Annotated in this window: 10 protein-coding genes; 3 read left to right on the forward strand and 7 right to left on the reverse strand. The window is 62.6% G+C overall.

Going from position 1 to position 12,798, the window contains the following annotated elements:
- Positions 1–50 precede the first annotated feature (50 nt).
- The gene (locus tag BLU26_RS14380; RefSeq protein WP_092287566.1) at positions 51–1,721 is read left to right on the forward strand and encodes a BCCT family transporter; all 1,671 of its coding nucleotides are present in this window, start codon (positions 51–53) and stop codon (positions 1,719–1,721) included.
- 50 nt (positions 1,722–1,771) lie between these two features.
- On the opposite strand, the gene BLU26_RS14385 is transcribed toward BLU26_RS14380, so the two are convergent.
- The 3 genes from BLU26_RS14385 to BLU26_RS14395 are packed head-to-tail and all read right to left on the reverse strand — an operon-like array spanning position 1,772 to position 5,418.
- Entirely contained in the window at positions 1,772–2,509 is a 738-nt protein-coding gene (locus BLU26_RS14385; RefSeq protein WP_092287567.1) for a 3'-5' exonuclease, read from the reverse strand.
- On the reverse strand, positions 2,506–4,419 hold the full coding sequence (locus tag BLU26_RS14390; RefSeq protein ID WP_092287568.1) for a DUF294 nucleotidyltransferase-like domain-containing protein: 1,914 nt from the start codon (positions 4,417–4,419) through the stop codon (positions 2,506–2,508). The genes BLU26_RS14385 and BLU26_RS14390 overlap by 4 nt, the downstream gene beginning before the upstream one ends.
- A gap of 54 nt (positions 4,420–4,473) precedes the next feature.
- Entirely contained in the window at positions 4,474–5,418 is a 945-nt protein-coding gene (locus BLU26_RS14395) for a LysR family transcriptional regulator (protein ID WP_092287569.1), read from the reverse strand.
- A 103-nt stretch (positions 5,419–5,521) separates the two neighbouring features.
- On the opposite strand from BLU26_RS14395, the gene BLU26_RS14400 reads away from it, so the two are divergent.
- Positions 5,522–5,986, forward strand: a complete 465-nt coding sequence (locus tag BLU26_RS14400) for a DoxX family protein (protein ID WP_092287570.1) — start codon at positions 5,522–5,524, stop codon at positions 5,984–5,986.
- A gap of 68 nt (positions 5,987–6,054) precedes the next feature.
- The gene (locus tag BLU26_RS14405) at positions 6,055–6,870 is read left to right on the forward strand and encodes a DODA-type extradiol aromatic ring-opening family dioxygenase (protein ID WP_092287571.1); all 816 of its coding nucleotides are present in this window, start codon (positions 6,055–6,057) and stop codon (positions 6,868–6,870) included.
- A gap of 169 nt (positions 6,871–7,039) precedes the next feature.
- Here BLU26_RS14405 and BLU26_RS14410 read toward each other — a convergent pair whose 3' ends face one another.
- The 4 genes from BLU26_RS14410 to BLU26_RS14425 are packed head-to-tail and all read right to left on the reverse strand — an operon-like array spanning position 7,040 to position 12,776.
- Positions 7,040–9,136: an HlyD family efflux transporter periplasmic adaptor subunit gene (locus BLU26_RS14410; RefSeq protein WP_092287572.1), complete on the reverse strand. Its 2,097-nt coding sequence runs from the start codon at positions 9,134–9,136 to the stop codon at positions 7,040–7,042.
- Entirely contained in the window at positions 9,133–10,473 is a 1,341-nt protein-coding gene (locus BLU26_RS14415; protein ID WP_092287573.1) for an efflux RND transporter periplasmic adaptor subunit, read from the reverse strand. The genes BLU26_RS14410 and BLU26_RS14415 overlap by 4 nt, the downstream gene beginning before the upstream one ends.
- Positions 10,466–11,248: an efflux RND transporter periplasmic adaptor subunit gene (locus BLU26_RS14420; protein ID WP_231701955.1), complete on the reverse strand. Its 783-nt coding sequence runs from the start codon at positions 11,246–11,248 to the stop codon at positions 10,466–10,468. Before BLU26_RS14420 ends, BLU26_RS14415 begins: the two co-directional genes overlap by 8 nt.
- Entirely contained in the window at positions 11,229–12,776 is a 1,548-nt protein-coding gene (locus BLU26_RS14425; protein ID WP_092287574.1) for a TolC family protein, read from the reverse strand. The genes BLU26_RS14420 and BLU26_RS14425 overlap by 20 nt, the downstream gene beginning before the upstream one ends.
- Between the last annotated feature and the right edge of the window lie 22 nt (positions 12,777–12,798).

Genomic DNA, 12,798 nt, shown 5'->3' on the forward strand with positions numbered 1-12,798 from the left:
TCTTCGTGGTTGTTTTTGACCGCGTCACTTTGCACATCGGAGCACTTCAAATGGCAACAGAACCATTGAATGATCACGACCCGCTAAAGGAGCTTGCCGAGCATGAAGGCATCCCGGCTCCTACCGGCGATGCCAACCTGATCGACACGGATTACGTCATCGGGCAGGACAATATTTCCGGCAATTTTTTGTTCAACGTGGATATCCACGGCAAAGTCTTCACCATTTCTTCTCTTGCTGTAGTGCTTTTTGTGGTGCTCACGCTGGCACTGCAAAGCGAAGTGGCGCCGCTGTTCACCGAGCTGCGCAACTGGCTGACGGGCAGCCTGGACTGGTTCTTCCTGGGGGCGGCGAATATTTTTGTGTTGCTGTGCTTGTTCCTGATCGTCTCGCCGCTGGGCAAGGTGCGCCTGGGTGGGATGGATGCCAAGCCGGACTACAACTATCTGGGCTGGTTCTCGATGCTGTTTGCCGCCGGTATGGGCATCGGCTTGATGTTCTACGGCGTCTCCGAGCCGATGTCACACTTCGCGTCCTCGCTGGGCGGCGTCACTGTCGGCGAAGACGGCTTGCGCACCGACTGGGCACCTCTGGGCGGTGCGGCCGGCGATGCTGAGGCTGCGGCGCGGTTGGGCATGGCCGCGACCATCTTCCACTGGGGCCTGCATCCCTGGGCGATCTACGCCGTAGTGGCACTGGCGCTGGCGCTGTTCTCCTTCAACAAGGGGCTGCCGCTGACCATTCGCTCGATCTTCTATCCGATTCTGGGTGAGCGGGTCTGGGGCTGGCCTGGCCACATCATCGACATTCTGGCGGTATTTGCCACGCTCTTTGGTCTGGCTACCTCGCTGGGTTTTGGTGCGGAGCAGGCCACGGCCGGCTTGCACTACCTGTTCGATTTCGGCACCGGCAATGTCACCAAGGTACTGCTGATCACCGGCATCACCGGGCTGGCGCTGCTGTCCGTGGTGGCGGGGCTCGACAAGGGCGTCAAGCGCCTGTCCGAGCTCAACATGGTACTGGCCATCGTGTTGCTGGGTTTCATCATCATCGTTGGGCCAACGCTGGCGATCGCTACCGGCTTCTTCGATAACCTGATGGCGTATGCCGCCAACCTGCCGGCGCTGTCCAACCCGATTGGTCGTGAAGACGCCAACTTTACCCAGGGCTGGACTGCTTTCTATTGGGCCTGGTGGATCAGCTGGTCGCCCTTTGTCGGCATGTTTATCGCCCGCGTGAGCCGTGGTCGTACGGTACGTGAGTTTCTGATTGCCGTGCTATTGGTGCCCTCGCTGGTGTCGGTGCTGTGGATGACCGCTTTCGGCGGTACCGCAATCGGCCAGTTCGTTACCGACGGCTTTACCGGCGTGCAGGAAGCCGCGCTGGAGCTCAAGCTGTTCGTCATGCTGGGTGAGCTGCCGCTGACCGCGATTACCTCCTTTGTCGGCATTGTGCTTGTGATCGTGTTCTTCGTTACCTCCTCTGACTCCGGGTCCCTGGTGATCGACACCATCACCGCCGGCGGCAAGGTCAATGCACCGGTGCCGCAGCGTGTATTCTGGGTTATCAGTGAGGGTGTGGTAGCCATCGCATTGCTGCTTGGCGGTGGCCTGGCGGCGCTACAGGCGATGTCGGTGTCTACCGGCCTGCCGTTCACCATAGTGCTGTTGGTGGGGTGTATTTCCATCATCAAGGGCTTGATGAGCGAACCGCGCAAGTAAGGTTGGTGCGCTGCAAAAAAGCCGGGCCCTTGTGGCCCGGCTTTTTTGTATCAACTCCACAGCGAACTGACCCGGACCTTAGGGTCGTAGTGCGTCAGCGCCTGGGCCTGCAGCAGTTCGGCAGTAGCAATAGCGTCGGTCAGCGCGTGGTGCGCCTGGTAGTGGGGCAGGTGATAGCGTTGGCGGCTGTCGTCCAACCGGATCGATTGGCTGCGCTTGCCGAGAAACCGCTGAAACCAGTTGGGTTCGCCGCTGCCACGGTGCAGGCGGGCTTCCAGCGCCATAGTGTCGATCACCGGGAACTGCAGGCCCTCGCCCAGATGCCGGCGACAGACCTGATCAAGAAAGCCGCGCTCGATGGCCTGGTAATGCACCACTACCACTTTTCCGGCCATGGCCTGCAACAGGTTTTCGATGATGCTGGCGATCCGCGGTGCTTCCTGAATGTCGGAGTGGGTGATGCGGTGAAAGGTGATGGATTCTTCGCTCAGCTCACTGCTGGGTTTGACCACCTGATACTGCGCCTGTCGACACTGGATACGGCGCAGGTTGAAGGGCACCAGGCCGAGGCTGACGATGGCGTCACGCTGCGGGTTCAGGCCGGTAGTTTCGATATCCAAGGCGAGCAGCGGCGCCGCATCAAGTGGACAGTCTACTGCCGGGCAGCCAGCCGCATAGAAAGCTTTCAGCGCGGGGTGCTGCGCTTGTTCAGTCAGTCTGGCGAATTGTCGCTGCCAGTCTGGTGGAGCGCTGGCTTGTTGCGGCGCGCCTGGCGTGAAACGAATCATAGTGGCCGCGTGACCGGCAGGTGAGGGTAGCGAAAACGCAGGAATTTCTGCGCGTTGCTGAGCACCTGAAAGGCATCCTTGAGAGCCTGGCGCTCGGCGGCCGAGATGTTCTCCGGCTCCACGTCGTTGTCGGGCTCGTCGGCCTCTTCGATGGCTAGTGCCTGATGACGGATCCGCACCAGCGACAGAAACTCCAGCGCATAGCGCAGCCGCTCCAGGGCCTCGGGGGGCATCAACTTGGTCGCGGCGATGGCGTCGAGCCGCTCGAAGGAGTTCTGCGCGCGCGAGCCGCAGGCCAGCGCATGCACGCGGATCAGGTCGGTCAGCGGCGCCGTGCCGCGGCGCTTCAAGTTGATCACGTTCTTGTGCTCGCCGTCCTTCTCCATCACAAAGGTGCGGAAAAAGCCCAGCGGCGGCGTGCGATTCAGGGCGTTGCGTGCCAGGGCGCCGAGGAAGGCTTCGCTGCGGCTGGCCTGCTCTGCCAATAGCTCCTGCAGCTCTTCGACCAGTGCCGATTCGCCGTACACGCTGTCCAGATCGAAGAAGATGCAGCTGTTGAGCAGCGCCTCCGGTTTGGGGTTGGCGATCCAGTCACTGAAGTACTTGCGCCACACCTTGAGCGGCTGGCGCCACTTGGGGTTGGTGGCCATGATGCCGCCCTTGCAGTAGGTGTAACCGCAGGCGGCCAGCCCATCGCTGACGAAGGTGGCCAGCTTGAGGAAATACGCATCGTGCTGTTTGGGATCAAAGCTGTCATCCAGCACCAGGGCATTGTCCTGATCGGTGACCACCAACTGCTCATCGCGTGCCATGGAACCCAGCGCCATGAAGGAGTAGGGCACCGGCGCCGGCCCCAGCTGATCCTCGGCCAGCTCGATCAGGCGTTGGGTAAAGCTGCGGCCGATACCCGACATGGCGCTGCCGATCATGTGGGCACTGGCCTCATCGCGTGCCATGCGCACGAAGGTGGCGCGCACATCGGGCAACAGGCTCTGCAGCTCAACGACCGATTGCCGGTTGTAAATGCTGCTGACCAGATACAGGCTGCTCTGCGACTCGTACTTGATGATGTCGCTAAGGTTGATCAGCCCGATTGGCCGGCGCCGCTGCACCACCGGGAGGTGGTGAATGTTGTTGCGCAGCATGCTGAGCATGGCCTCGAACACAGTATCGTCACCCTGCACTGTGATCGGGTTGGGCGACATGATCTCGGCCACCGGTGTTTCCAGCGGCAGCCCCTCGGCCAGCACTCGGGTACGAAAGTCGCGGTCGGTCATGATGCCGACCATCACGGCGTGTTGCGGGTCGGCTACCGGCACCCGTTCAGGGTCGGGCCAGGCCAGCTGCGGATCGACGACCACCAGGGAGGACACGCCCTGCTCGGTCATGACCCTTGCGGCCTGCTGCACGCTGGTGTTCAGGCTGACGGTAACGGGCAGCCGCGAGATCAGCTTGCGCACCTTGATCTTCATCAGCTCGCTGGCGCGGCCGTTATCCACGGCGGCCTTGAGGCGCGATTGGCCCTCGGCCTCGACGAAGTCGGCAAAGGTTTCGTGCTGTTCACAGAGCTGATCAAAGAGCACGCCAGGGATGTAGTAGAGCAGGGTATCTTCGATGGCGCGCGCCGGAAAACGCACCCGGTTGTGCCGCAGCAGACCGAAGTGGCCGAAGATGCCACCCTCGGTCAGGCGGTTGTAAAGGTCACCATTGCGCCTAAATATCTCCACCGCGCCGCTGCGCACGTAGTGCAGCTCGTGGATTTCCTGGTTGAAGGCCAGAATGTCAGTACCGGCCTTGAAGTAGGCAATTTCCACCTGGCGGGCGATATCGTTGAGTACCTCTTCGGGCAACTCATCGAAGGGGGGAAAGCGGCTCAGGTGGTCGCGAATCTCGATCAGCTCAATCTGCATGCGGAATCCAGCCTTGGGTGTATGAGCAGAGTGTAATGGCTATAGCGCTTGCGGTCAGGTCTGTGCTGGGGTTTGTGCCTGTAGTAGTGCCAGCTCGGTGCGCAGAAACTCGCGAAATACACGCACCCTGGCTGGCGCTTCGGCGCCGCCGAGGCTGATGGCGTACAGGCTGCCACGGCTGATATGCCACTCGGGCAGCACCGGTAGCAGCGCGCCACTGGCCAAACTTCGGGCGGCGACCAGGTCTGGCAACGTGCCGATGCCAGCGCCGGCCAGCAACAGGCGTTGAGCGCTGGCGTAATCGCTGGTGCGGACACTGGGTTGCAGCAGGATCTCGCTGGTTTTACCCCGCTTGTCGGTCAGGCCCAGGCTGGTGGTGCCGACCAGTTCCCGGCAGGTCACCAGCGGATGCAATGCCAGCTCGGTTGGATGCTGCGGAGCAGTGCCCTGCCGCAGATAAGCGTTGCTCGCATACAGGCCAAGGGTAAAGCCGCAGAGGATGGACGCGCGGTAGTTCATGCTGGGCAGGTTGCCGGGGGTGGCGCGCAGCGCGAGGTCAACCCGGTTGGCGGCAAGATCGAGCGGCGCGTCGGTCAGTAGCAGCTCGACACTGATCTGCGGATGCAACGCGCGGAACTGCACCAGCATCGGCGGCAGCACATCAATGCCCAGGTCCATGGGCGCAGTGATGCGCAGATGGCCTTGGGGTACCGAGCTGGATTGCCGAGCATCGTTGGTGGCCTCGGCCAACAACGACAGCGCATCGCGGGCCTTCAGGTAGAACGCGGTGCCTTCCTCGGTGGCGCTGACCGCGCGGGAGGTGCGGGCCAGCAGTGCGGCGCCCAAGCGGGCCTCTAGGCGAGACAACCGGCGGCTGACGCTACCCTTGGTTTCCTGCAGCTGGCGGGCGGCCGCCGAGATGCTGCCGAATTCCATCACCGCGCAAAAGGCCTGCAGGTCGTCCAGCGAGCCGCTCAGGGTTTCTGTTCTGTCAACCATGAGTTCCAATCCTGCTGTCTTATGTGTTTTCGGAAACGATTATAGGATGTCTTCCAACCACGGGATAACCCGTTTTCATCATCAGTTCTACAGGAGCACCACCATGAGCAGCACTATCGACAGCAGCACCGCTACCCCCGGCCCCGTGTTCATCGCACGACTGGCCCCGCTGGGTTATCCCCTGATTCGCATTACTGCCGGTCTGATGCTGATGCCGCACGGTGCGCAAAAGCTGTTTGGCTGGTTTGGCGGCTACGGCCTGCAGGGCACCGGTCAGTTCTTCGGGGAGACCCTGGGCATGCAGCCGGGGGTGCTCTTCGCTCTGCTGGCCGGGCTGGTGGAGTTTTTTGGCGGTCTGGCACTGGTACTGGGCCTGCTGACCCGTCCGGCCGCGCTGGCCATCACCTTCATGCTGGGTGTTGCGCTCACGGTGCATGTTGCCAACGGCTTCTTCTGGACCAACGGCGGGGTGGAGTATCCCTTGTTCTGGGCTCTGACCGCCTTCGGCATTTTCCTGCGCGGCGGCGATCGCTTCTCGCTGGATGCCCGCCTGCGCCTGCCCATCTGAACTCAGCCTCTCTTCCCAAGTAGCGCGGCAGCACCGTCGCGCTCGGCTTTCTGATCAAGGAGTCGCGTATGGCCAGCGAGCTGCTGCCCACCGTCTTTTTACCCCACGGCGCCGGTCCCTGCTTTTTCATGCCCTGGCAGCCAGCGGATACCTGGGATGCTACGGCGCACTGGTTGCGTGAGCTGCTGCCTACGCTGGGTATTCGCCCACAAGCGCTGCTGGTGATTTCCGCGCACTGGGAAGAATCGGTGTTTACCCTCAACACCCAGGCCGCGCCCGGCCTGCTGTACGACTATTACGGCTTTCCGCCGCATACCTACGAGCTGCAGTGGCCGGCACCAGGCGCGCCGGACCTGGCCGGGCCAGTGGCGCAGCTGATCGAGCAGGCCGGTTTCGCAACCGCTATCGAGCAGCAGCGCGGCTTCGATCACGGGGTGTTCATTCCGTTGAAACTGGTACGCCCGCAGGCCGATATTCCGGTCCTGCAGCTGTCGCTGCGGGCCGATATGGATGCTGCTGCTCACTTGGCGTTGGGGCAGGCGCTGGCACCGCTGCGGGAGCAGGGGGTATTGATCATTGGCAGCGGCATGAGCTTCCACAACATTCCGTTGATGCGCGCCAATCTCGCGCTGCCGACACCCGTCGTCACGGCGTTCGATCAGTGGCTGACCGAGACGGTCGGCTTGCCGCCGAGTGAGCGCAATCAGGCTTTGCAAGACTGGACAGAGGCCCCTAGTGCGCGTTTGGCTCATCCAGATGCCGAGCACCTGCTGCCGCTGCATGTGGTGGCGGGCGCTGCAGGCAGTGACCGAGGTGCTACTGCCTTCCACACCGTAGCCATGGGCGTCCCGTTGGCGGGGTATGTGTTTGGTGGGAGGGAGTGAACGGGGTCCCTCCCGGCCTCACATCCGCGGCAGCTTGAGCAAAGCAGCCAACTCCAGGGACAGCGCAAGGGAGCCCAGTGGGCGTTAGGGAAAGCGGCTAACCCGCAATCGCTCAGAGCTGACTTGCATCTGTAGGTGAAATGAGATGCGTGCGGCAGTTTCGCCAACGCTAAAAACCACTTTCGCGCAGGAACACCGCCGCCATGTAGGTCAGCCCTTCGGCCAGCAGGCTGCGGCGGGTGCCCTCAATCTGCACGTCACCCAGGCTTTCCTGCGCGGAGGGTGGGGCCTGCTCCAACTGAATCAGTACGTGAAACAACGAGCTGCTCGGCGCCAGCTCGCGGCTACCGTCGGTGGTGCTCAGCGGGCCACCGAAACGGCTGGCCAACATGGGGTGGGCCAACTGGCTGGCGCGGGCGCTGGCAACAGCGATGACCTTGCCGTGCAGCGGACGGGGCTGGCCACGGCTGTAGAAGCGCACTTCGGCGCCCCTGCGCAGTCGGTGTGCTTCATCCTGCGCGACATAGGCATCGACCTGCCAGCTACTCGGGTCGATCAGTATGCCCAGCGGCTCGCGGCTGCCGATCCACTGCCCCTCTTGCCACTCCGGATTGACGTCTTGCCACTGGCCGGAAAAGGGCGCCTTGAGGGTGAGACGTGCTACTTCCGAGCGAGCGGCGATGATCTCCTCCTGCTGTACCTGCAGGCGCTGCTGGGTAGCGGACTGCAGCGCCAGGCCGCTGGGGTCGGCCATCAGCCCGGTGAGCCTCGCCTGATAGCTGCGAATGCTGGCCTCGTTGCTGCGCATCCGGGCGATGATGTCGGGCTCATCCAGCGTCACCAGGGCATCACCTTCCGCGACTGAACCCCGCGGGTGAATGTCGCGCAGGACCGCCGGATAGGGGCTGAACACCCGCAGCTGGCGTTCGGCGCGGGCCACACCATCGCCATGTACCTGTGTGTGCCACGGCAGGGCGAGTAACAGCAGCACGCCGAGCAGCGCGCCCCAGAACATGAGTTTGTGTTTGGCTGGCACTTGATTGCGCGCTCCCCACCAGTATTTGAGTTCTCGCCAAACCGGCATCACCACGAACCAGGCGATTTCCACGATAAACAGAAATATCCCCAGCGCCTTGAAGAACAACAGGTACACCGCAATCGCAATACCGAGAAACAGCAGCAGGCGGTACAGCCAGGTCATGAACGCAAACATGATCAGCAGCCGGCGTTGGCGCAGGGGAAAGGTTTCCGGCCAATCCTCCTGCAGGCCCAACAGGCGGCGGCGCAAGAAGGTGCGCGCCTGCGCCGAGGAGCGTTCATGCAGGTTGGGAAAGTCGAGCAGATCCGAGAGGATGAAGTAACCGTCAAAGCGCATGAAAGGACTGGCGTTCAACGCCAACGAGAGTATCCAGCTGGTGGTGGCCAGGTACAGCAGGGCATTGCGCAGGGTGCCGGGCTCACACAGCGCCCAACCCAGGGTGGCCAGGCCCGCCAGCGCCAGTTCGGTGGTGATGCCGGCGGCGGCAATGGCCAGGCGCTGCCGTGCGCTGCGCAGCTTCCAGCTTTCGCCGGTGTCGGTATAGAGCATGGGCCAGAGCACCACAAAGGCGATGCCCATGTGCGCGACCCGCAGCCCGAGCCGCGTGGCGACCAGGGCGTGACCCATCTCGTGCAGCGTTTTGGCGACAATCAACGCCAGAGCAAAACTGACCAGCCCGGCGGCGCTGAAGGAATCTACTACCGCGCTGGTGAAGGTATCCCACTGGTGCAGCACCAGCAGAATACCGAGCAGGCTGAGCGCCACCAGCAACCAACCGGTCAGGGGCTGGAACAGCCAGTCGAGGCTGGCGGCCAGGCGTTGCAGTGTTTTTTCCGGGCGTACCAGCGGCACCCGGAAGAACAGGTAGTGGTGCAGCCACCAACGCCAGGTCAGCCACTGGTTGCCTTCGCTCTTGCCTTGCAGGCGACTGACGGCGGCGCTGTCGGGGCGCACCAGTTGATGTTGCTCGAGGAACTGGCGCAGGCCCAGAATTTGCGCGGGCTCCGGTCGCAGGCTGGTCTGCTCGCTGACCTGCTGACAGATCTGCCGCGGTGTCTGTTCCCAGCGTAGCAGGCACTCGAACTCCAGCCAGCCGATACGGTAGAAGCGATTGATCACTGTGTCCTGAATTACCCAGGTGGGTTCGCCACTGCTGCCGGGCGCCGCTTCGCTCAGGCGCAGATCGTTGCGCAGCGGCGGCGTTGGCAGGTCGGCTGGATCAATCACCAGCCGGTCCAGGCACGCACGGCGGCCAGCGGCCGGCGCAGTAGATAATATCCGAGTAGCACGCGCTCGCCGTACAGCTTGGCGGTGCCGTGCAAGCCGAGGCGGGCGTTGTCGGGCTCGCCCTCAATGCTCGCCAGCAACCGATAGGACGAGACGCCTTCATCGCTGGGGTGCGCCTGATAGCTGGTTTCCAGCACTTCCCCGTGCAGCGGGCTAAGCGGATAGGCGGTGAGAAACAGGGTCACTTTGGCGCCTGGCTCCAGCGCGATGGCGTCTGCTACTGCCAGTTGTATGCGCATGGCGGGTTGTGCCGGGTCAGCCACCTGCAGGATGCGCTCGCCGGTGGAGACCGGTTTGCCCAGCCAGTCGTTGGGGTCGCTGTAGACCGCGATACCGGCTTTAGGCGCGTGCACCTGGGTGCGCGCCAGCTGTGCCTTGACGGCCGCGAGCTCGGCGCGGCTTTGTTGCGCGCGACCACTAAGCAGGGTCAGCTCGCTCTTGCTCTGCGGGTTGTCAAAGGCGCGCTGGCTGGCGGCTAGCAGCTCTGCATCGGCGACGGCTACGCCCTTGCTAAGCACCTCGGCGCGGTTGCGCAGGGTGGTCTCGTCCAGGGTGAATAGCAGACTGCCGGTCTCTACCTGCTGGTTCGGCCGTACGTGCATCTGTTTGATTACGCCGTCAACCGGTGAGCTGATGATCTGCGCTTCACGCGAGACGATCTCCGCCGGCGCCAGTACGGTCTGCCGCACTGGAATCAGCAATAGCAGAAGCAACACGCCGAGACCGATCACTAACTTGCTGCGGCTGGCGTTCCAGCGTGGCAGACGGCGTTTGCTGTCGAGCGCCTGCCAGCAGTAAATCCAGGTCTGCCACAGGCTGCTCAGCAGCTCGGGCAGCGGTGCCGGAGGCGGGGCGTCGAGCAGAAACAGCACCAGACCCAGGCGCTGGCCGTCGCGATTGTGCAGTGGCACACACCACAGGCCGGCGGGCCACCACTCGGCCCAGCCATCGCTGATGTCGGCCGGTGGCTCGAGTTCGGCGCGGGCGAGCCAGGCGGGCTGATTGCCGTCCAATTGCTGATTCAGCCAGCGGCCGGCGCGCTTCAGCCAAACCAGGTAGGGCGAGTCTTCGGCTGGCTTGGCCAGCCCGGAAACGCACAGCAGTTCAACCTGTTCACCCGTTACGGCAAGCACCAGCGCCTGATGGTATTGCAGCAGTGAATAGGCATCGTTGGCCATGCTGAAGGCCAGTGCATTGAGGCTGTCTGCGGCTAGCGCGCGGTCACGCAGGGTGTTGATGCGCAGCAGCAGTTGCGGGCTTGGCAGGCGCTCAGTCATGGATTTGCGGGAAGGTGGCGATACCGCTCATGCCGGCAATCAGCTCTGGGTGTTCGGCGTCGAGCTGAGCTTCCAGCTCGACCGTTTGGGCTACCGCATCCACCCGCGAGTTGATCGCGCTGATATGCGCTGCATAGGTATTGCCGGTTTCCAGTATGCGCACTTCCAGCGGCATATCCGGCTTGAGCTGGGCAAACAGCCGCGAGGGCACATTGAGGCGAACCTTGAGCGGGCCATCGCTGACCAGGTCGAACAGCGGGGTGCCGGCACTGACGGTTTGATAGGGTTTGACGTAGACCTTGGCGACGCGGCCCGAGAATGGCGCCTTCACTGTGCAGTAACTGCTTTGCGCCGTGGCCAGCGAGCGTGATGCCTCCGCTTTGTGTACCTCGGTCTGGGCAATGGCGACCTCCAGATCGCCAACGGCATCCAGCTTGCGCAGGTTGCGTTTGGCCTCCAGGCTCTGGCGGGTCATCGCCAGCTCGGCGTTGGCGACCTTGGCGCGGGCGTCCGCTTCGGTGCAGTTGAGCTTCACCAGGGTGGCATCATCTGCCACGCTTTGGCCCAGGGCGGCATTGAGCTCACCGAGGGTGCCGTTCATCTGGCTGGAAAGGGTGGTTTCCAGCTTGGCGCTCAAGAGTACGCGGATGGCGCCAGGGTCATTCAATAACAGGTTTTCATCGGATTGTTGCGCCTGCAAGGGGAGGCTCGTCGCGAGCAGGCACATCAGCAAACCGGGTCCGGAAAAAATACGCTTAGGGTGCAGCAGGCGCATTCACCACTCCTTGCAATGGTACACGTGAGACCAGCATTCCCTGGCCTTGCTGGGCATTAAGCGTGCGCTCTATTTCATGTGCCAGAGTCTTTATATCATGTTGCGCGATCTCTTCCGGCAGTACGTCCAGGCCGATCGAATTGTACAGCCGCCCCCAGGCGGCCTGGGCCCGTGAGTAAGCCGCCTCGCGCTGGTATTGCGACAGCAGATAGCGGCCTTCGGCGCGGATGACCTCCAGTTCCGAGCCGATCGAAGTGCTGCTGGCGGCCTTGGCGTAGTCGAGCAACTGCTGGTCGACGCGCAGGCTTTCGTCGGCATAGCCCATGTCCTGTTGGGCCAACTGATAGCGCAGCGTGCTAACGCGCACCTGGGTGAGAATAGCCATCGACAGCGCCACCCGGCGCAGGTCATCGGTGGCGGCTTGCGACTCGGAGGCGTTATCCAGCGACGGCAGCTGGAACAGTCGCATCAGGTTCATCGATACGTTGATACCGGTATCGGACCAGTCGTTGTTGTACAGGTACTTGTTGGAGTCGTAGTTGTAGCCCAACTCCAGGCTGACGTTTGGCCACAGCTGCGCCTTGGCAATCTCCAGGTCGGTGATATTGACGCGCTTGCGATACCACTCCTCCATGATTTCAGGACGGTTTTCCAGTGCCAGGTTTTCCAGTCGGGTGATGTCGGCGGCCAGGCTGGGCAACTCGGGCTCGCTGCCGTCACCGACCAGAATCAGCTTGGAACGCGGCGGTAACGACATCAGTGCCTTGAGCTCGGCCTGGGCAAACTCCAGATCCTGCCGGCGAGCGGTCAGCAGCGATACCGAATCAAGCAGTGAGCGTTGATAGGCCAGAATCTCCTGGCGTGGCAGCAGCCCTTGGGTTTCTGCTTCACGGGCGGAGCTGAGGGCCTGCTCGGTGCGCTGCAGCAAACGGTCTACCTGGGGTAGCAGTCGCTGCGCGCCGAGTGCGCGCCAGTAAGCATTGCGCACATCCTGCAGCACGTTCTGCGCGACGCGGCGGCGACGTTCTTCGGCCATCAGAATCTGATCGGCTTTCTGTTGGCTGCGGTAGTAGGCCACGCCAAAGTCCAGCACGCTCCAGCTCATGTTCAGCCCGGCGATGTCGCGGTAGCGCTCCTGTGAGGTGGAAGGGCGCAAACTCTGCTGACGGTCCTCAATGCCGATAGAGGTGCCGCCGGAGTCGTTGTTGCGCCCAGCATAACCGGCTGAGGCAACCACCCGCGGCAACATCTCATGACTGGATACGTCGTGCAGGTCAGACGCCAGCGCGCTTTCCATCAGCTTGAGGCGGTAGTCGAGGTTGTATTTCAGCGCCCGCGCGGCGGCTTCGTAGAAAGAGATCGGCGCGGTGACCGGCTCCTGTTCGGCGTACATGGTGAGCTGATCCGCAACGATGCGCTCACGCGCCTCTTGCTCGCTGTAGGGCTTTGGCTCCAGGTTGCTGCAGGCGCTGAGCAGAATCGCCGACGTCACCGCGAGGCTGAGAGTCTTTAGCTGGTTTGCTGGCATGGTCTGTCCTTGTGCATGAAAT

The organism is Halopseudomonas sabulinigri (genome assembly GCF_900105255.1).
Classification (GTDB): domain Bacteria; phylum Pseudomonadota; class Gammaproteobacteria; order Pseudomonadales; family Pseudomonadaceae; genus Halopseudomonas; species Halopseudomonas sabulinigri.

Bases quoted from the DNA above. Each gene is read 5' to 3' on its own strand.
- BLU26_RS14380 (WP_092287566.1), top strand. From the start codon at position 51: ATGGCAACAGAACCATTGAATGATCACGACCCGCTAAAGGAGCTTGCC.
- BLU26_RS14385 (WP_092287567.1), bottom strand. From the start codon at position 2,509: ATGATTCGTTTCACGCCAGGCGCGCCGCAACAAGCCAGCGCTCCACCA.
- BLU26_RS14390 (WP_092287568.1), bottom strand. From the start codon at position 4,419: ATGCAGATTGAGCTGATCGAGATTCGCGACCACCTGAGCCGCTTTCCC.
- BLU26_RS14395 (WP_092287569.1), bottom strand. From the start codon at position 5,418: ATGGTTGACAGAACAGAAACCCTGAGCGGCTCGCTGGACGACCTGCAG.
- BLU26_RS14400 (WP_092287570.1), top strand. From the start codon at position 5,522: ATGAGCAGCACTATCGACAGCAGCACCGCTACCCCCGGCCCCGTGTTC.
- BLU26_RS14405 (WP_092287571.1), top strand. From the start codon at position 6,055: ATGGCCAGCGAGCTGCTGCCCACCGTCTTTTTACCCCACGGCGCCGGT.
- BLU26_RS14415 (WP_092287573.1), bottom strand. From the start codon at position 10,473: ATGACTGAGCGCCTGCCAAGCCCGCAACTGCTGCTGCGCATCAACACC.
- BLU26_RS14420 (WP_231701955.1), bottom strand. From the start codon at position 11,248: ATGCGCCTGCTGCACCCTAAGCGTATTTTTTCCGGACCCGGTTTGCTG.
- BLU26_RS14425 (WP_092287574.1), bottom strand. From the start codon at position 12,776: ATGCCAGCAAACCAGCTAAAGACTCTCAGCCTCGCGGTGACGTCGGCG.